This window comes from Streptomyces sp. OR43 (assembly GCF_008042275.1).
Classification (GTDB): Bacteria; Actinomycetota; Actinomycetes; order Streptomycetales; family Streptomycetaceae; genus Streptomyces.
This window is the reverse complement of record NZ_RDBK01000043.1, coordinates 2,214,842-2,234,349: the sequence shown is the minus strand read 5'-3', so window position 1 is coordinate 2,234,349 and position 19,508 is coordinate 2,214,842. Positions and strand designations below refer to the sequence as shown.

The following is a 19,508-nucleotide window of genomic DNA, read 5'->3' as shown; positions in this document are numbered from 1 at the left end:
ACCCGGCCCTGTGCCCGGTGCACGGCACTGACGTCCACCGCACCCGCCGAATCACCTGGGGGATCCATGTGGCTGCCCACATCCGGGAAGCACCGCGACTTCATCGAGCGCTATCTGACGCTGCACGACCGGTACACCGCGGGTGAACTCGGTGAGGAGGAGTGGCGTACGTGGGCGCAGCGGCAGCTGCGCGAGGTCGTCGCGCTCGCGCAGGACGGCTCGCCCTTCTACGCCCGGCACCTGGCCGGTGTGCCGGCCGCCCGGCTCACCCTCGACGACGTGCGCTCGCTGCCCTTCACCACGAAGGACCATCTGCGCACGGCCATGTCCGACGTGCTGAGCCGTGATCTCGACGAGGCCTGCTTCTTTTACGAGACCACCGGCACCACCGGACCGGCCACGCCCTGTCCCCGTGACCCGCGCGAGGTGATCGCCTCCAACGCCCATGTGACGGAGAGCTGGCGGAACATCTTCACGGACGTCTTCGGCGACCGGGCCCCGCGCGTCGGCGTGATGGGTCCCACCGAGGTCCACTCGCTCGGCGACACCCTCGGTGACGTGGCCCGCAACGTGGGTTCGGCCGTCGCCAAGATCTGGCCGTACTCCCCCGTCATCGGTTTCCCCAAGGCCCTCCAGCTGATGCGGGACCTGGCCCTGGACGTCGTGTTCTGCACGCCGAACGTGGCGCTCTCGCTGGCGCGGGCCGCCCGTGAGCAGGGGCTCGACCCGCGCCGCGACTTCGCCGTGAAGGTCTTCCTGGTCACCGGCGAGATGTGCACGCCCGACCTGGCCCGCCAGATCGACCAGGCGTGGGGCGCGCGGACGTACAACGCGCTCTACGGCTCCCAGGAGACCCTGGTCATCGCCTCGGCCTGCGCGCACGGCCGGCTCCACCTGGCCCGGCCCAACTACATCGCCGAGCTCGTCGATCCGGACACCGGTGCCGCACTCGGCGACCTGGGCACCGGCGAACTGGTCGTCACGATGCTGATCGACGGCATCAAGCCGCTGATCCGCTACCGGACCGGCGACCTGGTCGAGCTCTCCGGCAACGTGTGCGGCTGTGGCATCCGGGGCCCCGTCATGCGGGTCGTCGGCCGCACCCGCGACCGGATCGTGCTCGGCGGTCACAGCTTCCAGGCCTGGCAGATCGAGCGGGCCGTCCTGCGCCGGATCGACCACAGCTACGGCTACCAGGTCGTCATCGACCGCGCCGAGGACGGCGAGGACCTGATCACCGTCCGGCTCGACCTGCCCGACGGGCGCGTGCCGGGACTGGAGGCCGCCCACGCGGCACGGGTCGCCGACGCGCTCGGGGTGCGCTGCCGGGTGGAGCTGCCGAGCGAACTGGACCCGGTCACCACGACCGGCGCCTTCGTCAGCTGGAAGGCGGCGCGCATCCACGACCGGCGTGCGCCGATCGACCACGAGACGGCAGCCGCCCGCCGGCTCGCCGGGGCCCGGGGGCACCGCGCATGACCGAGCCCCTGTTCCGCGCCCAGGACGTCCTCGGCGACGGCGACGACTCCGACACGACGCCGTTCCCCATCCTGTGGGAGCCCGCCCGGATACCCCACTCGCCGCTGCTGCGGCCCGGCACCCTGCGGGTCGGCACGCTCGGCCCCGACGGCACCACGTCGATGGTCGCCCTCTCCCGTCTCGGGTACCGGCTGGCCCACCTCGGCGGCCCCGTGGTGGAACCCGTGCCGTACGACTCCTTCGAGGAGCTGCTCGCCGCCGTCGGCAGCCGCGGCGGTCCCGCCTACGCCCTGGTGCCGGGCGCCGCCGAGTGCGCGACCCGCTTCTTCTGGTCGCCCCGGCTGCGGCTGGACGCCACCTTCTCCACGCCGACCCCCGAGTACGGCATCGCCTCCGGCCCTTCGGGGCTGCGCGAGGGCGTCCTGCGCCTGGCGACCCTGCACGAGACCCGCCGTCTGGTGGAGCTGCTCGACGGGGCCGAGGGCGGGCGGGGCGGTTACGACATCGCCTGGGTGCCGGCCGAGTCCACGATCCACGCCGCCCAGCTCGTCGCCGAGGGACGCGCGGACGCCGCCGTCACCAACGAACCGGGACGCGTCGCGCACCGGCTGGAGTTCCAGGTCTCGCGGCCGGGCGTCCCCATGGTGTGGATGGTGTTCGGGCCCGCGGTACTGGCCCGTTTTGAGGATGCCCGGACGTCCGTGGGGAGCCGGCCGTGACCACTGACCGCCGACTGCTGCTGCACGACGTCACCGTCCAGGAGGGGCTGGGCCGCGCCTCGCTGCCCGCCCGCTCCGTCCTGGTGTCGGGCGAACGGATCGAGGCCGTGCTGCCGGCCTCCGAGGCCCCCGCCGAGGGCGGCTTCGTCCACTGGGACCTGGCCGGGGCCACCGTGCTGCCCGGCATGACGCTGGGCCACACCCACATCGCGTACGTCAATGTCACCACCGGCCGCGAGACGCTGTTCAAGTACCGGGTGCCCGAGGTCGCGCTGCATGCCGCCCGGCACGCGGCGGACCTGCTGAGCTGCGGTTACACGGCGTTCGTGGGGGCCGGGTCGGTCGCCGGGATCGACATGGCGCTGAAGAACGCCATCGAGTCCGGCGTCATCGCGGGCCCGCGCATCACTCCGTGCAGCCGCGACCTGATGGTGTCGGGGCCGCCGGGACGGCGCTCGCCCGAGCTCAAGGCGCGGATGCCGCGCGAGCTGATGCCGGTCGTGGACGTCCTGGGCGACCTGGTGAAGTACACCGAGGAGGAGATCGACGAGGGCGCCGAGATCATCAAGGTGTTCTCCTCCGGGGACGACACGTTCCCCAACGCCCGCTCCGAGGAACTGCTCTTCACCCGCGAGGAGTTGACCACGGTCGTGGAGACCGCGCACCGGCGCGGCGCCCGGGTGCGGGCGCACTCCCGCGGCCTGGCCGGCATCCGCAACGCGCTGGCCGCCGGCGTCGACGTCATCGACCACGCCACGTACGCGGACGACCGGGCGCTCGACGAGATCGCCGAGCGGGGCGTGTTCGTGGTGCCGAGCCTGTTCCAGCCGGACCGGCTGCTGGCGCTCGGGGAGCGGTTCGGCAAGGCTCCCGACTATCTGGAGTCGCTGGACTTCCGGGACGAGATCGAGAACACCCTGCGCTTCCTCCCGACGGCCGAGGCCCGCGGCATGAAGATCGTGCCGGGTGACGACTTCGGCTTCGCCTGGACCCCGCACGGGACGTACGCGGACGAGCTGGTGATGTACGGGGAGCGGGCCGGGATCGCGCCCGAGACGGTCATCAAGTGGGCCTGCGCCCACGGGGCCGAGCTGGCCGGGCGCGGCGCGGACGCCGGAGTGGTGGCGCCGGGCCGCCTGGCCGACCTGGTGGTGTGGGACCGCGATCCGGCGGCGGACCTGACGGTGCTCCAGGACAAGGAGGCGCTGCGGTCGGTGCTGGTCGGCGGGCGGCACGCGGCGGGTCCGGTGGCGCCGCCGGCATCCTGAACCCCCCGGTCGCGGCCGGGCTGTTCACCCGTGGGGCCGAGCAGCCCGGATCCCGTTCCGGAGCCGGGCTGTTCACCCCGTGGGGCCGAGCAGCCCGGATCCCGTTCCGGAGCCGGGCTGTTCACCCCGTGGGGCTGAGCAGTCCGGCTCGTTCGTTGCGGGGCAGCGACAGCAGCCGGGCGGTGTCGCCGCGGCCGCCGTGCGGCAGGAGCAGGATCCGCATCAGGTCGATCATCCGGTCCATCAGTCCACGTGCGGCGGCCAGGCCCTCCTGGTCCTCGCCCGGGGCGAACTGGTCGTGCACGAAGGCGGGGAAGCCGCTGCCCGGCACGATCATCCGGTTGAGCAGGACGTTGTCGATGAGCTGCCCGTAGACCCGATCGTGGCTGTAGCGGCGGCCGGTGACCACGACGCCGGCCACCTTGTTGGCGAGCGGGCGGTCGAAGCGCAGATGGCCGACCCCGGCCCGCTCGATGAAGTTCTGCATGACGCCCGCCAGCCCGAAGCCGTGGACCGGCGCCGCGTACAGCACCCCGTCGGCCCGCACCAGGCGGTCCACCAGGGCCGGCACGTCGTCGTCCAGGGCGCACGGCAGCGGGCGCACATTGCAGTCGCCGCACGGCCCGCAGGGGGTGATGTCGTACTCGGCGAGCGGGATGACGTCGAGGTGCACGCCGTGCTCGGCGGCCTGGGCCGCCAGCATGCGCAGCACCCTTCCGGTGAGTCCGTCGGGCCGTTCGGAGCCGTTCAGGGCGGCTATCGACGCCCAGGGACCGTGGTCGACCATGGCTGTATCCCTTCGAGGAAGTTGGCGATGAACGCGGATCCGGTCTGTGTGGTGATGCTTTCGGGGTGGAACTGCACGCCCTCGACGGGCAGCCGGCGGTGGCGCAGCCCCATCACGCAGCCGTCCTCGCGGGCCCGTGCGGTCACCAGGAGGTCGTCGGGCAGCGGGTCGGCGACGGCCAGTGAGTGGTAGCGGGTGACCTCGGTGCCATCGGCGAGACCCGCGAGGATCCCGGAGCCGTCATGGTCGAGGCGGCTGGTCTTGCCGTGCACGGTGCGCGCGGCCCGTTCGATCCGGCCGCCGAAGGCGAGCCCGATGGCCTGGTGGCCCAGGCAGATCCCGAGGAGCGGTACCCGGCCGGCGAAGTGGCGGACGAGTTCCGGGTGGCCGGAGTCGGCCGGGTGGCCGGGGCCGGGGCCGAGGACCACCGCGTCGGGGCGGCGGGCGTCCAGTTCGGCCGGGGAGTGGGCGAGCGCGGTGACGACGTCCGTGCGGGCGCCCTGCTCGCGCAGATAGTGGTCGATGATGTGGACGAAGCTGTCGCGTGCGTCGACGAGCAGGATCCTCATGCGCCCAGCACCTCGCCGGTCAGGGCGGCGTACACCGCGCTCATCTTGATCAGGGTCTCGCGCCATTCGCCGTCGGCCGAGGAGTCGGCGACGACGCCGGCGGACGCCTGGAGGGCGTACGTCCCGGTGTCGGGGTCGTGGACGGCGGTACGGATGCACAGGGCGAGCGTCGCCGCCTGCCCGCGTACGTCGATCAGGCCCAGCGCGCCCGCGTAGGCACCGCGCGGCCGGCCCTCGATCTCCTGGATCAGTTCCATGGCGCGGACCTTGGGCGCCCCGGTCATGGTGCCCGCGGGGAAGGTGGCGCGCAGGGCGGACCACACGTCGGCGTCGTCGGCCAGTTCGCCGCGGACCGTGGAGACGAGGTGGTGGACCTGGGCGAAGTGCTCGACGGCCATCATCCGTTCGACGGCGAGGGTGCCCGGCACGGAAACCCGGGCGACGTCGTTGCGGCACAGGTCGACGAGCATGATGTGCTCGGCGCGTTCCTTCTCGTCGGCGTGCAGCGCGGCGACGCGGCGGGCGTCCTCGGCGGGGTCGGCGGCCCGGGCGGTCGTGCCGGCGATGGGCCGCATCGCCAGGGTCCGGCCCTCGATCCGCAGCAGCAGTTCGGGGCTGGCGCCGACCAGGGTGCGGCCCGCCCACGGGACCAGGTACATGTACGGCGACGGGTTGCTCCGGCGCAGCCGGCGGTAGGCGTCGATGGCCGGCAGCGGGGTCCTCACCTCGATGCGGTGGCCGATCTGGATCTGGTAGACGTCGCCCGCCCTGATGTGCTCCAGGCAGCGGCGCACCCGGTCGGTGAACGCGTCCCGGCCGACGGTGCGGCGCACGCGGTACGCCGGCGGGGCGGGCGGCACGGGGGCCGTCTCCGGCTCGGGCGGCAGGGTGGAGACGAGTGCGGCGAGATCAGGTCCCAGGATGCCCGGGCCGCCGAACTCGGGCGCCCGCGCCAGTAGTTCGTGGCTCTCGCCGGTCGCCAGGTTGTAGGAGACGACGTACCGGAAGAGGGTGAGGGTGATCTCCGGGTCGTGGCCGGGAGCGCGCGGCGGCAGCTGCTCCAGGTGCCAGGCGGCCTCGTAGCCGAGCACGGCGAGGAACCCGAAGGCGTAGGTGTCGAGCGGGACGTCGGTCTCCACGGCGAAGGCCCCGTTCACCGCCTCCAGCAGCTGCCGGACGTCGCCGCGGGCGCGGTCGGTGAGCGGGCGCAGCCGCGCCACGAGCTCCGGGACGCCGTCCAGGCCGATCCGTCCGTCGCGCACGGTGATCCGGGCCAGCGGCTCGGCGCCGACCGCGGCGAACCGGCAGTCCTCGTCGGGTCCGGCCAGGCTCTCGAAGAGGAACACCTGGTCCTCGCCGAGCAGCCGGCGCAGCTCGGCGCCCAGGGCGAGCGGGGCGTGCGGCGGCAACGGGGTGCGCGCCACGGTCACCCGCAGGGGTACGGCGACCGCCCCGGGTGGTGGTGCGGCGGGCTCGACGGCGGTCATGGTCATCGTGGGCGGTCTCTTTTCGGGACGAGGGTCGGTCAGCGGCTCGGTTCCAGCCAACCAACAGCGCGTCCCCGCCCGGCAGTCCACTGTTCCGGGCCGGCGGCGGACCACTTGACCGCCCGGCCCGGGAGACCCCGGGGGCCGCCCCTACGGCGCCGTTCCGCCCAGGAGCGCGGCGGCGGCCAGCAGCGCGTCCCGGCAGGTGTCCTCGTCGACGCCGGGGACCGAGCAGGCCAGCAGCAGCACCCTGCGGGTCTGTGCGGTCACCGCCTGGTGGACGCCGTCGCGGTGCGCGAACTGCGACAGCACGCGCTTCTCGTCGGCCAGCACCAGACCGCCCGCCTCCAGCGTCACCGGCCCGTCGGCGCCGAGAGCGGTGAACTCCTCGGTGCCGTCGGTCAGCCGCAGCGCGACCTCGCCCTCCAGCATGTCCCGGTCGAAGAGGCCGAGAGCGACGAGGTCGCGTACCGCCACCGCGTTGACCGCGTCGACGGCCGGGTTGATCTTCGGCCAGGCGCCGAGCGGCTTGGCCCGCAGCCCCCGGTCGATCAGCGCCTGCACGGAGGGCGGCCGCTTGTCGGGGTGGCTGCCGATCAGACGGCTCAACTCCCGGTAGGCGGTGACGTTCGGGGCCGCGCGTACCTCGGCGCGGCTCGCCCCGGTCCACTGGGCGTGCGCCTCGGCCCAGACCTCGTCGGCCGGTGCGGGGCCGGCGGCGGGGATCTGCGCCTCCAGGGTCAGCACCTGGACGCCGGGCACGAGTGCGCGGGCCTCGGGTGTCACGGCGACCTTGCGGAAGGTGGGGGTGGTCATCGGGTTCCTCCGGAGAAGGTGAAGGTGTCCAGTGTCTGCAGATCCAGGTCCTCGGCCGTGAGGACGCGCTCGGTGTCGATGAGGATGTTGTAGTGGTTCGGCGCGTGGCACTCGTCGAATCCGGCCACCCGTCCGATCGGCCCGTGCGGGCCCGACACCACGTCGCCCCGGTCGATGACCGTGCCGGAGGGGAACTCGGCGAAGCCCAGGAACCCCACGTGGTCGACGCGGTCCCCGGTGGCGGAGGGCCGGTCGGTCGTGGTGACCAGCTCGTGGACGTCGCCGGCCCGCACGCAGCGCGACTGCCAGGGCGACAGCCGCATCCCGCGGTCCGTACGCCGGTGGAACAGCAGCTTCACCAAGTGGGCCGAAACCGGCTCCTTGGCGGACATCCGCAGCCGCTGCTCCTTGGTCCGCCCGATGCCGTACGCCTCCTCGACGAGGTCGACGATGTGCGGGCCCCGGTCCGGTCCGCTGCGTCCGTCCCGCACGACCCGGTGGAAGTCCGCCATGATGCCCGCGTACTCGTGGTCGAGGGAGGACTTGAACGCCTCGAAGCCGTCCAGCATGTCGGCGTGCAGCTCCCGGCCGTCCTTCAGGTGCACGGTGATGTCCTTGCGCTCACCGGTCTCCAGGGCCCAGTCCAGGTCCACGTGGACGGGTATGCCGCCGGCCGTGGCCAGGGCGAGTTCGGCGCAGAACTCGACGCCCGCCTTGACGTCGCCGATCGTGGCGTCGGTCAGCGTGAGGGGGCCCAGCACGGTCTCCAGGGCGTCGAGCGCGTTGGGGCCGTTGTCGATGATGCAGCCGCCGCCGCAGCGGTCGAGGTCCTGGTACCAGCGGTCGGCGCCGGTGTGCTCCTCGATCTTCTCCTGGTAGCGGCTGGTGACGTGCGAGATGAGCGCGGGCTCCGGCAGCCGTTCCGCCAGGTCCTGGACATGGGTGTTGTAGCGGCGGTGGAAGGCGGTGAACAGGGTCGCGCCGTGCTCGTCGGCCAGCTGGACCAGCCGGTGCGCGTCCGCGGCGTGGACGGTCAGCGGCTTCTCGCAGCACACGTGCACACCGGCCCGCAGGGCGTCGGCCACGACGGGGGCGTGCGCGTGGTTGGGCAGGGTGACGACGACGCCGTCCACCAGGCCGGAGGCGAGGAGCTCGCGGTGGTCCGTGAACATGACGGTTCCCGGCGGGAATCCGGTCAGCTTCGCCCGGTCGAGGTCACAGACGGCGGTCAGCCGCAGCTCGGGGTCGTCCTCGATGGCCTGAAGGAAGAACGGCGCGATGACGCCTGCTCCGATGACTCCGATACGCATGACGGTTCGGTCCTTTCCGTGTGTCTCGTGGTGGGTTGCGTGCGGGCGCCGGGTCAGGCGACCGGCTGGAGGCTGCGTCCGGTCAGCGCGGCGGGCGCCGGGACGGTCAGCTGCTCGGCGAGCGCGGCCAGACCCTCGGCCACCGGGTCCGGCAGCTCGACGCCCTCGCGCTGCGACTGCGCGTACCGCAGGGCCTCGGGGGCGCCCGGGTAGGTGACGCCGCGCGTCGCGTACGCGGCGGCCGGGGAGCCGGCGACCGTGTCGAGCAGGATCCGGTTCTCGGCGGCGATGGCGTGGGCGGAGCCGAACGCCGACGGGTCGATCACGATCGCGGTGTGCCCGACGTTGTCGTCGCCCGCCGGCTCGCCCTTCAGGACACCGGGCCGGGGGCCGTACGCCGCGCCGGAGAGCGGGCCGCACAGCAGGTCCACCAGGAGGGCGAGCCCGAAGCCCTTGGCGCCACCGGTCGCGGCGGGGCCGCCGAGCCAGGCGACGTCGGCCTCCTCGGCCATGAAGTCGGCCGGGTCGGAGGTCGGCGTGCCGTCGTGGCGGACCAGCCACTCCTGCGGAACCTCCTGGCCTTCCCGGTGGGCGGCCTTGATCTTGCCGGTGGCGACCACGGTGGTGCTCATGTCGAGGACGAACGGCGCGCCCTCGGTCACCGGGACGGCCGCGCTCAGCGGGTTGGTGCCGAGCATCCGGACGGTGCCGCCGAGCGGCGGGGCGACGCCCTGGGCGCCGCAGTTCGTCATCGCCAGGCCGATCAGCCCGGCGGCGGCCGCCTTCTGCGTGTAGTAGCCGGCACTGCCGAAGTGGGTGCTGTTGCGGACGGCGACCATGCCGATGCCGGTCTGCCGCGCCTTGGCCATGGCGATGTCCATGGCCAGGTCCATGGTGACCAGGCCGAGCCCGCGGTCCCCGTCGAGCAGGGCGGCCCCGGCGGTCTCCTGCACGATGCGCGGGGCGGCGCCCGCGTCGATCCGGCCGTCGAGCAGCCGGGGTGCGTAGATGTTCACCAGCCCGTTGGTGCCGTGGGTCGTGAAGCCGTTCGCGTCGGCGTACGTGATGACGTCGGCGGCGGTACGTGCCGCGTCGGTGTCCAGGCCGCACTCCGTGAGGACGGTGCGGACGAAGGTGGTGAGCTCGGCGAGGGGAACACGGACGGTCATGGCAGGTCCTCTGGTTCGTAAGAGACAAGGGAACGAAGGGGGAGGTTCAGGCGGTGTGCGCGGCGAACGCGTGCACCAGGTCCTTGATGCGCAGGGCGTACGTGTCGAGGTCGTCCAGGTCCACGAACTCGTCGTCGGTGTGCGCCCCGTTGGCATCGAGGCGGCCGGGGCCGCAGGCGACGACATAGCGGCCGGGGCCCGGCGCCCAGATGGCGTCACAGGTGAACGCGGAGCCGTCGGCGAGCCCGTCGTGCCGGACGAACCCGGCCTCGTTCAGGACGAGTTCGGCTTCGGGGTCGCGGTTGTTCAGGGTGGGCAGGCCCTGCTTCAGCCAGTCGAGGCGGACGATGCGGCGCCAGTCCTTCACCGTGCGGCGGCTGAACGGGTCGTGGGCGTGCAGATGGGCGAACTCGGTACGGGCCTCCTCGATCAGCACTTCGAGGGAGGCGGCGAGCAGTTCGGCCTGCTCGGTCGCCGGGTAGGCGATGTTGAGGAGCAACTGCCCCGCGCCGTACACGCGGTTGTGCGCGTTGCCGGTGTGCAGGCCCGATACGCAGAGCTTGGCGCCCATGCCGTGGGCGAGCGGGCCGAGCCGGCGGGCGAGGAAGTCCGCGAGGAAGCCCAGCAGCACGGTGGCGTTGTGCCCGTCCGCGGGGTGGTCGTCGGTGGAGTCCTGGCCCGTGACCGTGATCCGCGGGGTCATCGCCGCGGTGCAGCCGTCCATGAAGGTGTTGCCGGTCGGTTCGGCGAACACCATCAGGCGGCCGGTGTATCCGGCGTCGACCAGCGCACGCGTCCCGTACGTGCCCATCGCACCGCCCTCCTCACCGGGCACGGACGCGATCTGCACCTCGATCCGGCCGTCGAGCCCCGGGTTCTCGGCGAAGGCGGCGGCGATCCCGGCCGCGGCGGCGACCCCCGGGCCCTTGTCGTCGACGGCTCCCCGGCCGTGCAGGACCCGGCCCTCCAGCCGCGGCGGGACGTGCGGGCCGACCGTGTCCATGTGGAAGTTCACGACCAGCCGGCGCTCCTGCGGCTGCGGGGAACCGTAGGCGACCACCACGGAGGGCTGCCCGTCCAGGAACGCGGACAGGTCCCGGCCGGCCGCCTCCCGTACCGTGGCCGGCACTTCGGGGCGCGCCAGCAGTCCGGCCGCGGGCGGTGCGTGCAGCACGGTGCGGAAGCCGCGCTCGGTGGCGCCGGCCAGGAACACCCGCTGCGCGCGGGCCGCCCCGTCCAGGGGCCCGCCCTCCAGGGGCGAGACCGAGTCGACGGCCATCAGCTCGGTCAGCCACTGGAGGTCCGCGGCCACGAGGCCGCCCTCGGTGCGGGTCGTGCGGGCCGTCTCAGCCATGGTGGCTCTCCTCCCAGTACGTACGGCTGTCCTTGAAGTCGATGCCGAGCAGCGCGGCGCAGCGCCGGGCGTAAGCGCGATAGCCGTCGGCGAGCGCTGCCGGGTCGCCCGACAGGCCGAGGTGCGGGATGTGGGCCAGATGGGGTTCCAGGCTGTAGTAGCCGCGGTAGCCGTGCTCCTCCAGCAGCCGGACGCACGCGGCGACGCGGGCCGTGCCCTCGCCGGGCATCGTGAACTCGGCCTGTCCGCCGGAGCGGATCCCGTCCTTGATGTGCACGTGCTCCACCCACGGCAGCACCCGGCGCAGGAAGTCGAGGGAGTCGTAGCCGTAGGCGAGTCCGTTGCCCGTGTCGAAGAGCAGCCGCAGGTGAGGGCTCGCGACCTCCTCCAGCATGCGCACGGTGTGGGCGGCGCTCTGCCCGGCCCAGCCCTGGCAGTTCTCGTGCAGCAGGGTCACGCCGAGGCGCTCGGCCTCCCGGGTCAGCGTCCGCATCCGGCGGAGCGACTCGGTGCGCCACTCGCGCTCCGGCCGGCCGTCGTTGGGGTACGACATGACGCGCAGCCGGTCGCAGCCGAGCAGCGCCGCGGCCTTCGCGGAGCGCTCCAGCGCCGCGAGCTCGCCGTCCATGCCGGTGGCGACGGTGGTGGACCAGGAGCCCACCGGGGTGTCCACGACCGGCACCCGCAGACCGGCGACGATGGTGCGCCGGGCCAGGTCGGCGGCGTCACCGGCGGGCAGCTCGTGCAGTCCGAGGCCGTCGATCGTGCGCAACTCGACGGCGTCCATGCCCAGTTCGTGGTGGATGGCCAGTTGGCCTGCCAGGTCGGGGGCGGCCTCGTCCCCGATGCCGCACAGCCGGTCCGCGGTGACGCCCAGGAGGTCCGGCACAGACACCGCGCTCACCTCCCCGCTGCGTAGAAGCGGCTGACGGCGGCCACGACCTGCTCGGCCGCGCCCGGCGCCATGTCCGGGTGCAGGGGCAGGGCGAGCGCCTCACGGGAGAGCTGCTCGGCCACGGGGAAGTCACCGGGCCCGTACCCGAGGTGCGCGAACGCGGGCTGCAGGTGGAGCGGGCGCGGGTAGTAGACGGCCGTCTCGATGCCCTGGCCGGCCAGGTGGGCGCGCAGTGCCTCGCGCTGCTGGGCCCGTACGACGTAGGTGTAGACGGAGCGGCCCTCGAACCCGGCCGGCGGGGGAAGCAGCGCCGGGGCGAGCGGGCGCAGGCCCTCCTCGTAGACGGCGGCGATCTCGCGGCGCCTCTCCAGGATCCGGTCCAGGTGCGGGAGTTTGCGCAGCAGGAAGCCGGCGGTGAGCTCGTCCATCCGGCAGTTGAAGCCGAGCAGCTCGTGGTAGAAGCGCTTGCCGGCGGGCTGGCCGTGGTTGCGCAGCATCCGGGCGGTACGGGCGAGGTCGTCGTCGTCCGTGACGATCATCCCGGCGTCGCCGAKGCCGCCGACGGGCTTCGCCGGGAAGAAGGAGTAGACCCCGGCGTGCCCGTGCCGGCCCGCGGGCCTGCCGTCCACCTCGGCGCCCAGCGCGATCGCGCTGTCCTCGACCAGGTGCAGCGAGTGCCGGGCGGCGATCTCCGCGAACGCGCCCATCTTCGGGGAGCCGCTGAACAGATAGGCCGGCAGCAGCGCCCGGGTGCGCGGGGTGACGGCGGCCTCGGCGGCGGCCGGGTCGAGCAGGCCCGTCTCGTACTCGACGTCGGCGAAGACGGGGCGGGCGCCGCGCAGGGCGACGGTGGAGGCGGTGGAGACGAACGAGAACGCGGGGGTGACGACCTCGTCCCCGTCGCCGAGGCCGAGCGCCGCCAGGATCACGGTCAGCGCTCCGGTGCCGCTCGCGACGGCGACGGCGTGCGCGGCTCCGGTGCGCTCCGCGATCTCCGCCTCCAGCCGCTCGACACGCGACTTCAGGATGAACTCGTCGCTCTCGGCGACCTCCTGGAAGACCTCCACGAGGTCGTCGGCCCAGTCGGCCGAGCGGGCGGGCCAGTCGAAGTACGGGATGACGGTGGTCACGATGCGGCTCCGTAGAAGGCGTGGACGAGGGCGGCGACGCGGTCGGCCTGCTCATCGGTGAGGTCGGGGTAGAGGGGCAGCGCCAGGGCGCGCCGCGCGGACGCGTCGGACACCGGGACGGGGTGGCGGGAGCCGGGCAGCGGGGCGAGCAGCGGCTGCTGGGTGAGCGGGCGCGGGTAGTACGCCTCGGTCCCGACCCCGTGGGCCTCCAGGTAGGCGGCCAGCTCGTCGCGGCGGTCGCACTCGATCAGGTACACGTAATAGACCTGGTTGCCCGGCGTCTTGGCGGGTGCCATCCACGGCGTGGTCACCGTCCCGGCGAGCGGGGCGAGCAGCCGGTCGTAGCGGGCGGCCAGTTCGGATCGCCGCCCGATCTCCTCGCCGAGGCGCTCCAGTCGGTGCAGCAGGAACGCCGACTGCAGTTCGTCGCAGCGGCTGTTGTAGCCGATGTCCTGGTAGACGTACGCACCGTCGGTGTCGTACGCGCCGTCCGTGCCCTGGCCGTGCAGGCGCAGCCGCCGGGCGGACGCGGCGATGTCGTCGTCGTCCGTGAGGAGCATCCCGGCGTCGCCGAGCGAGCCGAGGGTCTTGGTGGGGAAGAAGGAGAGCACCCCGCCGCTGCCCCACAGGCCGGCGTGGACTCCGCCCGCCCGCATGTCGATGCCCTCGGCGCTGTCCTCCAGGAGGAGCAGCCCGTGCCGGTCGGCCAGGTCCTTCAGCGTCTCCATGTCGGCCATCTGCGAGAACAGGTGGACCGGCATGATCGCCTTGGTGCGCTCGGTGATCGCGGCCTCGGCACGCGCCGGGTCCATCGCGTAGCTGCCGGGCAGCACGTCCACGAGCACCGGCTCGGCGCCCACGTGCAGGACGCACGAAGCGGTGGCGAAGAAGGTGTACGCGGGCACGATGACCTCGTCGCCGGGGCCGATGCCCGCCGCCCGGAGGAGGATCACGAGGGCGTCGGTCCCGTTGGCGACGGCCACCGCGTGCCGGGCGCCCGTGCGTGCGGCGATCGCGGCCTCCAGTTCGGCGGTGACCGGGCCCGAGGTGAACCGGCCGGAGGCGGCGACCTGGCGGACCATGGCCTCCAGCCGGACCCGGTCCCGGCGGGCGGAGGCGGCCCCGCTGAAGAACGGGATGGCGGTGGCGTCGCTCATCGCGTGGCCGCCTTGAGGGAGGAGATCAGCCCCGTGACGGCCTGGCGGCGGCCCGCCGCGTCGCGGGCGGCGCCGATGGCCTGGAGCAGCGCGCTGCCCACGATCACGCCGTCCGTCTTGCCGTGCAGCGACGCCACGTGCTCCGGGCGGGAGATCCCGAAGCCGACGGCCATCGGGGTGTCGCCGGCCGCCCGCACCCGCTCCAGATAGGCGTCGAGGCCAGGGTCCAGGTCCTTGCGGACGCCGGTGACGCCGTTGGCGGCAAGGACGTACAGAAAGCCGCGGGAGGCGGCGGCGGAGGCCGCGATGCGCTCCGCCGAGCTGCCGGGAGCGGTGAAGAACGTCTGGCCCAGCTCGTTCGCCTCGGCGTGCGCCAGCCACTCGGCGCCCTCGCTGACCGGCAGGTCGGGGACGACGAACCCGTCGACGCCGGCCGACCGTGCGTCGTCGTACAGCTGGGTCAGGCCGTAGCGCAGGAACGGGTTGCAGTAGCCCATCAGCACGATCGGCGCCTCGACGCCGGCGGCGCGCGCCTCGGCGACCACGTCGAGGGTGGCGGCGGCGGTGGTGCCGGTGTCCAGGGCGGCCTGGCCGGTGGCCTGGATGACCGGGCCGTCGCCCAGCGGGTCGGAGAACGGCACACCGAGCTCGATCACGTCGGCGCCGGCCTCCACGGCGGCGGAGATCAGGCCGACGGTCTCGCCGAGCAGCGGGTAGCCGGAGGTGATGTAGGCGACGAGGGTGGTCTCGTCCTTGGTCCGGTTGTCGGTGAAGGTCTGTTCGATGCGCTTCATCGGGCGTTCTCCTCACGCTGCTTGAGGGCGGCCATGGCGGAGGTGAGGTCCTTGTCGCCGCGACCGGAGAGGTTGACGAGGACGGTGGAGCCGGGCGCGCACTGGCGGGCCACCTTCAGGGCGCCGGCCACCGCGTGCGCGGACTCCAGGGCCGGGAGGATGCCCTCCTGGGAGCTGAGCGCGACGAACGCGTCCAGGGCCTCGTTGTCGGAGGCGGAGATGTACTCGACCTTGCCGGTGTCCTTGTAGTGGGAGTGCTCGGGGCCGACGCCCGCGTAGTCCAGTCCGGGAGCGATGGAGTGGGTGAGCTGGATCTGCCCGTCGTCGTCCTGGAGCAGATAGGTACGGGTGCCCTGGAGCACGCCCGGGTCGCCGTAGAGCAGCGGGGCCGCGTGTCCGCCCTGCCCGCCCTTGCCCTCACCGGCGGCCTGTACGCCGACGAGGCGGACCGGGTCGTCGAGGAAGGCGCTGAACATCCCGGCCGCGTTGGAGCCGCCGCCGACACAGGCCACGACCGCGTCGGGCAGCTTGTCGTTCGCCTCCAGGAACTGGGCGCGGGCCTCGCGGCCGATGACCGACTGGAAGTTGCGCACGATGGTCGGGAAGGGGTGCGGGCCGACGACCGAGCCGAGCAGGTAGTGCGTGGTGTCGGGGCGGGCGATCCATTCGCGGATCGCCGCGTTGATGGCGTCCTTCAGCGTCGCCGTGCCCAGGTCGACCAGCTCGACGCGGGCCCCGAGCAGCTCCATCCGCTGCACGTTGGGCGCCTGGCGCTCGGCGTCGACCCGGCCCATGTAGACGGTCGCTTCGAGGCCCAGGTAGGCGCAGGCCGCGGCCACGGCCACACCGTGCTGGCCGGCGCCGGTCTCGGCGATGATCTGCTTCTTGCCGAGGCGGCGGGCGAGCAGCGCCTGCCCGATGGAGTTGTTGATCTTGTGCGCGCCGGTGTGGGTGAGGTCCTCGCGCTTGAGCCAGAGCTTGACGCCGTTCTCCGTGGCCCCGAGCCGGTGCAGTTCGGTGATCGGCGTGGGCCGGCCGACGAACATCTTGAGCAGCCTGTCGAGCTCTGCGGTGAACTCCGGGTCCAGGAGCGCCTTCTGGTACTCCTCCTCCAGTTCCTGAAGCGGGCCCACCAGGGTCTCCGCGACGAACTGTCCGCCGTACTCGCCGAATCGGCCGTTCACGAGGCCACCTCCAGAATCTGGACCCCGGTGTAGGACCGCAGCTGGGCGGCGGGGTCGGGGCTGCTGAGCAGGGACTCGCCGATGAGCGCGGCGTCGAAGCCGTGCGCGGCGATGCGTTCGATGTCGGGGCGGCCGGACAGGCCGCTCTCGCTGACGGTCAGCACGCCGCGCGGGATGTCGCGGCGCAGCCTGGCCGAGGTGTCCAGGTCGACCGAGAAGGTCTGGAGGTCCCGGTTGTTGATGCCGACGATGCGGGCGCCGGCGGTCAGCGCCCGGTCCACCTCGTCCTCGGTGAAGGTCTCCACCAAGGCGTCGAGTCCGAGGCCGTGCGCGGTGCGGACCAGGTCGGTCAGCAGCGCGTCGTCGACGGCGCGGGCGATGATCAGGATGCCGTCGGCGCCGCTGTCGTGGGCGAGCGTCACCTGGCGGACGTCGACCAGGAAGTCCTTGAACAGGACGGGGACGGTGACGTCCGGGTGCTCGGCGACCGTGCGGACCAGTTCGGGCGAACCGCCGAAGTAGGGCGTGTCGGCGAGCACGGAGATGGCCGAGGCGCCTCCCGCGATATAGCTCCGGGCGGTGGGCACGGCCAGCGCGGGGTCGAGCAGCTGTCCCTTCGACGGGGACTTGGGCTTGATCTCGGCGATGACCGAGACCTCCGGGCCGCCGAGTGCGGCGGCGAACCGGCCCGGTACGGCGGGCGTCCTGCGGCCGCGGGCTGCGGCGTCGGCGGCCGCCGGGCCGCTCCAGGCGGCACGTTTGGCGGCGACGATGTCGTCGAGGTGGGTGGCCATCACAGGGTCTCCGGGGTGGTCGCGGTGGTCGGGGTGATCGCGGGGACCGGGGTGATCGCAGTGGTCACGGGGGCCGCGGTGGTCGCCGCGACCCGGGTGAGCGGGTTGGCGCCGGCGGCCGGGGCGTTCGGGGTGCGGGCGAGCCGGTCGGCCAGAGCGGCCGGGGCTCCCTGCTGTACGGCGCTGCGCGCGAGGGCGACGCCGGACGCCATGTCCGGTGCGTGACCGGACAGTTGGAGCACGGCCGCCGCGTTCAGCAGCACGGTGTCCAGCAGCGGCGCGGGGGCCGTCCCGTCGAGGACCTGGCGGGCGAGGACCGCGTTGCGTGCCGCGTCACCGCCCGCCAGCTCGGCGCGGCCCGCCGGGCTCAGCGGCAGCCCGGCCGGGTCGACGGTGAACTCGGTGAGCTCGCCGCCGTCCACCCGGAGCACCCGGGCGGGGCCCGCGGTGGTGAGCTCGTCCATCCCGTCGAAGCCCTGGATGACCCAGGTCCGCCGGTGGCCGAGCAGCAGCGCGGCCTGCGCCAGGACCTCCTGGTCCTGCCGGGTCGCGGTGCCGATCAGCCGGCCCGTCAGCGGGACCGGGTTGGCCAGCGGGCCCGACAGGTTGAACAGGGTGCGGAAGCCGAGTCGGCGGCGGACCGGGGCGAGCCTGCGCAGCGCCGGATGGAGCGCGGGTGCGAAGAGGAACGCGAACCGGTGCTCGGCCAGCAGCTCCGGGATGCGCTCCCCGGCGTCCAGGCCGATCCCGAGGGCCTCCAGCAGGTCGGCGCTCCCGCACTGCGAAGTCGCCGCCCGGTTACCGGCCTTGGCCACGGTCGCCCCGGCGGAGGCGGCGACCAGAGCGGCCAGCGTGGAGATGTTGACCGAGCCGCTGCCGTCACCGCCGGTGCCGACCACATCGACCGCCGGACCCGTCCAGGCGACCGGCCTGGCCACCGCCAGCACCGCCCGGACCGCTGCCGCCACCAGGACCGGGCTCGCCCCGCCCACCGCGACCGCGGTCAGGAAGGCAGCGGCGTCCACCTCGTCCGTGGTCTCGTCCAGCAGCTCCGCCACAGCCGCCCGGGCCGCCTCCGACGACACCGTACGGCCGGCGACCGCGTCCCGGGTGACGGTGGGGAGCGCACGGCCGGCGAGCAGGGTGGCCGCCATCAGAGCACCGCCACATTGCTGGCCGCCGCGAGCTTGTTGTGGGTGTCGAGCACGACCGGCGGGATGCCCCACAGCAGGTCCTGCTCCAGGCCGGGCACGGGGGTGACCATCACGGCCGCGTCCAGCTGCGCCAGCTCCACCACCGCCCAGTCGGCCGCGGTGACCGGCTCCCCGTCGACGACGAGGTCCGGGACCAGCGGGTCGTGGTACGAGACGACGGCGCCGGCGGCACGCAGACCGCGGATGACGTCCAGGGCGGGCGCGTTGCGCAGATCGGCGACGCCCGACTTGTAACTGACGCCGACCACCAGCACCTTGGCGCCGCGCAACGCGGAACCGCGCGCCTCCACCAGCTCCGCCAGCCGTTCCACGACCTGCCACGGCCGCTGCTCCACGCGTTCGAACGCGGCGGCCACCAGCTTCATCCCGGTGCCGGCCCGGTCCGCGGCCTCCCGCAGGAACAGCGGGTCGACCGGGATGCACTCACCGCCGACACCCGGACCCGGGTAGTGCGCGAGGAACCCGTACGGCTTGGTGGACGCGGCGTCGATCACCTCGCGGACCGGTATGTCCAACTGACGGCACAGGTCGGAGAGTTCGAGCGTGAGGCTGATGTTGACCAGCCGGAAGGTGTTCTCGAAGACCTTGGACAGTTCGGCGACCTCGGTACGGGACACCGGGACGACCGTCTCGCAGACCAGCCCGAACAGGGCCGCCGCGCGGCGGGTGCACTCCTCGGTGAGGCCGCCCACCACCTTCGGGGTGTTCGACAGGCTCCAGCCGCTCGTGTTGGCGGGGTCGACCCGCTCCGGGGCCATCGCCACGTGGAAGTCGGTGCCCGGCTCCAGGCCGGTGGTGCGGGCCAGGGCGGCCGCGGCGGCCGCCGTGGTGCCCGGCGGGACCGTGGACTGCAGGATCAGCAGCGTGCCGCGGCGCAGCAGCGGAGCCACCGAGTCCATCGCGGCCTGCACGTAGTCCAGGTTGGCCTGCTGGTCGCCGGTGACCGGGGTCGGCACGCAGACGATCAGGACGTCCGATCCCGCCAGCTCCCCGGATTCGGTGGTCGCCTTCAACCGGGAGGCCACGGAGGCGAGTTCACTGTCGCTCACATCGGGCAGATACGAGCTGCCGCGCGCCACCCGGTCGACCCGCTCGGCGTCGGTGTCCATGCCGAGCACCGGAAGACCGGCGGCGGCGAATCCGAGACCGAGCGGCAGACCGGTGTATCCGAGGCCGACGATTCCCACCCGCAGGGTGCGGCGTTCGATCTTCTCGTCGAAGACGCTCGCGCCGTCCCGCCCATGGATCACGGGAGCGAGTACGCCAGTCATTTCAGCCATGGGGTTCTCCCTCTGAGTGCTATAAATAAAGGCCGTTGGCGTGATCAAGTAGGCCAGTGGGCGAGGGGGACCACCCAGACCACTGCGGGGGAGACGGAGCAG

Annotated in this window: 18 protein-coding genes; 3 read left to right on the top strand and 15 right to left on the bottom strand. The window is 73.3% G+C overall.

Annotated features, from left to right (window positions below; all coding sequences use genetic code 11):
* The first annotated feature begins 66 nt into the window (after positions 1-66).
* Genes EAO72_RS28915 through EAO72_RS28905 form a run of 3 tightly spaced genes read left to right on the top strand, consistent with a single transcriptional unit; the run spans position 67 to position 3,466 of the window.
* A complete protein-coding gene (locus EAO72_RS28915; protein ID WP_148020094.1) occupies positions 67-1,479 on the top strand; it encodes a phenylacetate--CoA ligase family protein in 1,413 nt (470 codons plus the stop codon).
* On the top strand, positions 1,476-2,198 hold the full coding sequence (locus EAO72_RS28910) for a type 2 periplasmic-binding domain-containing protein (protein WP_148020093.1): 723 nt from the start codon (positions 1,476-1,478) through the stop codon (positions 2,196-2,198). The genes EAO72_RS28915 and EAO72_RS28910 overlap by 4 nt, the downstream gene beginning before the upstream one ends.
* Positions 2,195-3,466, top strand: a complete 1,272-nt coding sequence (locus EAO72_RS28905) for an amidohydrolase family protein (protein ID WP_148020092.1) — start codon at positions 2,195-2,197, stop codon at positions 3,464-3,466. Before EAO72_RS28910 ends, EAO72_RS28905 begins: the two co-directional genes overlap by 4 nt.
* Positions 3,467-3,587: 121 nt before the next feature.
* On the opposite strand, the gene EAO72_RS28900 is transcribed toward EAO72_RS28905, so the two are convergent.
* The 15 genes from EAO72_RS28900 to EAO72_RS28830 form a co-directional block, all read right to left on the bottom strand.
* Positions 3,588-4,253, bottom strand: a complete 666-nt coding sequence (locus EAO72_RS28900) for a flavodoxin family protein (protein WP_148020091.1) — start codon at positions 4,251-4,253, stop codon at positions 3,588-3,590.
* Positions 4,223-4,822, bottom strand: a complete 600-nt coding sequence (locus EAO72_RS28895; protein ID WP_148020090.1) for an anthranilate synthase component II — start codon at positions 4,820-4,822, stop codon at positions 4,223-4,225. Before EAO72_RS28895 ends, EAO72_RS28900 begins: the two co-directional genes overlap by 31 nt.
* A complete protein-coding gene (locus tag EAO72_RS28890) occupies positions 4,819-6,315 on the bottom strand; it encodes an anthranilate synthase component I family protein (protein WP_261991660.1) in 1,497 nt (498 codons plus the stop codon). Before EAO72_RS28890 ends, EAO72_RS28895 begins: the two co-directional genes overlap by 4 nt.
* Positions 6,316-6,459: 144 nt before the next feature.
* Positions 6,460-7,125 (bottom strand): phenylalanine--tRNA ligase beta subunit-related protein, encoded by a 666-nt coding sequence (locus tag EAO72_RS28885; protein WP_148020089.1) that lies wholly within the window; start codon positions 7,123-7,125, stop codon positions 6,460-6,462.
* Positions 7,122-8,435, bottom strand: coding sequence for a Gfo/Idh/MocA family protein (locus EAO72_RS28880; protein WP_148020088.1), 1,314 nt, complete (start codon positions 8,433-8,435; stop codon positions 7,122-7,124). The genes EAO72_RS28885 and EAO72_RS28880 overlap by 4 nt, the downstream gene beginning before the upstream one ends.
* 53 nt (positions 8,436-8,488) lie before the next feature.
* Positions 8,489-9,604 (bottom strand): Ldh family oxidoreductase, encoded by a 1,116-nt coding sequence (locus EAO72_RS28875; RefSeq protein ID WP_187285258.1) that lies wholly within the window; start codon positions 9,602-9,604, stop codon positions 8,489-8,491.
* Positions 9,605-9,650: 46 nt separating this feature from the next.
* A complete protein-coding gene (locus EAO72_RS28870; RefSeq protein WP_148020086.1) occupies positions 9,651-10,958 on the bottom strand; it encodes a M20/M25/M40 family metallo-hydrolase in 1,308 nt (435 codons plus the stop codon).
* A complete protein-coding gene (locus tag EAO72_RS28865; protein ID WP_148020085.1) occupies positions 10,951-11,853 on the bottom strand; it encodes a sugar phosphate isomerase/epimerase family protein in 903 nt (300 codons plus the stop codon). The genes EAO72_RS28870 and EAO72_RS28865 overlap by 8 nt, the downstream gene beginning before the upstream one ends.
* 5 nt (positions 11,854-11,858) lie before the next feature.
* Positions 11,859-12,983 (bottom strand): DegT/DnrJ/EryC1/StrS family aminotransferase, encoded by a 1,125-nt coding sequence (locus EAO72_RS28860; RefSeq protein ID WP_187285257.1) that lies wholly within the window; start codon positions 12,981-12,983, stop codon positions 11,859-11,861.
* Positions 12,980-14,140 (bottom strand): DegT/DnrJ/EryC1/StrS family aminotransferase, encoded by a 1,161-nt coding sequence (locus tag EAO72_RS28855; protein WP_148020083.1) that lies wholly within the window; start codon positions 14,138-14,140, stop codon positions 12,980-12,982. The genes EAO72_RS28860 and EAO72_RS28855 overlap by 4 nt, the downstream gene beginning before the upstream one ends.
* A complete protein-coding gene (gene trpA / locus EAO72_RS28850) occupies positions 14,137-14,934 on the bottom strand; it encodes a tryptophan synthase subunit alpha (protein ID WP_148020082.1) in 798 nt (265 codons plus the stop codon). The genes EAO72_RS28855 and trpA overlap by 4 nt, the downstream gene beginning before the upstream one ends.
* Complete coding sequence (gene trpB / locus EAO72_RS28845) at positions 14,931-16,118, bottom strand: tryptophan synthase subunit beta (RefSeq protein ID WP_148020081.1); 1,188 nt, start codon at positions 16,116-16,118, stop codon at positions 14,931-14,933. The genes trpA and trpB overlap by 4 nt, the downstream gene beginning before the upstream one ends.
* Positions 16,115-16,912 (bottom strand): indole-3-glycerol phosphate synthase TrpC, encoded by a 798-nt coding sequence (locus EAO72_RS28840; RefSeq protein ID WP_148020080.1) that lies wholly within the window; start codon positions 16,910-16,912, stop codon positions 16,115-16,117. Before EAO72_RS28840 ends, trpB begins: the two co-directional genes overlap by 4 nt.
* A complete protein-coding gene (gene trpD / locus EAO72_RS28835) occupies positions 16,912-18,066 on the bottom strand; it encodes an anthranilate phosphoribosyltransferase (protein WP_148020079.1) in 1,155 nt (384 codons plus the stop codon). The genes EAO72_RS28840 and trpD overlap by 1 nt, the downstream gene beginning before the upstream one ends.
* Positions 18,066-19,406, bottom strand: coding sequence for a nucleotide sugar dehydrogenase (locus EAO72_RS28830; RefSeq protein WP_148020078.1), 1,341 nt, complete (start codon positions 19,404-19,406; stop codon positions 18,066-18,068). The genes trpD and EAO72_RS28830 overlap by 1 nt, the downstream gene beginning before the upstream one ends.
* Between the last annotated feature and the right edge of the window lie 102 nt (positions 19,407-19,508).

Bases quoted from the DNA above. Each gene is read 5' to 3' on its own strand.
- EAO72_RS28915 (WP_148020094.1), top strand. From the start codon at position 67: ATGTGGCTGCCCACATCCGGGAAGCACCGCGACTTCATCGAGCGCTAT.
- EAO72_RS28910 (WP_148020093.1), top strand. From the start codon at position 1,476: ATGACCGAGCCCCTGTTCCGCGCCCAGGACGTCCTCGGCGACGGCGAC.
- EAO72_RS28900 (WP_148020091.1), bottom strand. From the start codon at position 4,253: ATGGTCGACCACGGTCCCTGGGCGTCGATAGCCGCCCTGAACGGCTCC.
- EAO72_RS28895 (WP_148020090.1), bottom strand. From the start codon at position 4,822: ATGAGGATCCTGCTCGTCGACGCACGCGACAGCTTCGTCCACATCATC.
- EAO72_RS28890 (WP_261991660.1), bottom strand. From the start codon at position 6,315: ATGACCATGACCGCCGTCGAGCCCGCCGCACCACCACCCGGGGCGGTC.
- EAO72_RS28885 (WP_148020089.1), bottom strand. From the start codon at position 7,125: ATGACCACCCCCACCTTCCGCAAGGTCGCCGTGACACCCGAGGCCCGC.
- EAO72_RS28880 (WP_148020088.1), bottom strand. From the start codon at position 8,435: ATGCGTATCGGAGTCATCGGAGCAGGCGTCATCGCGCCGTTCTTCCTT.
- EAO72_RS28875 (WP_187285258.1), bottom strand. From the start codon at position 9,604: ATGACCGTCCGTGTTCCCCTCGCCGAGCTCACCACCTTCGTCCGCACC.
- EAO72_RS28870 (WP_148020086.1), bottom strand. From the start codon at position 10,958: ATGGCTGAGACGGCCCGCACGACCCGCACCGAGGGCGGCCTCGTGGCC.
- EAO72_RS28855 (WP_148020083.1), bottom strand. From the start codon at position 14,140: ATGAGCGACGCCACCGCCATCCCGTTCTTCAGCGGGGCCGCCTCCGCC.
- trpA (WP_148020082.1), bottom strand. From the start codon at position 14,934: ATGAAGCGCATCGAACAGACCTTCACCGACAACCGGACCAAGGACGAG.
- EAO72_RS28840 (WP_148020080.1), bottom strand. From the start codon at position 16,912: ATGGCCACCCACCTCGACGACATCGTCGCCGCCAAACGTGCCGCCTGG.
- trpD (WP_148020079.1), bottom strand. From the start codon at position 18,066: ATGGCGGCCACCCTGCTCGCCGGCCGTGCGCTCCCCACCGTCACCCGG.
- EAO72_RS28830 (WP_148020078.1), bottom strand. From the start codon at position 19,406: ATGGCTGAAATGACTGGCGTACTCGCTCCCGTGATCCATGGGCGGGAC.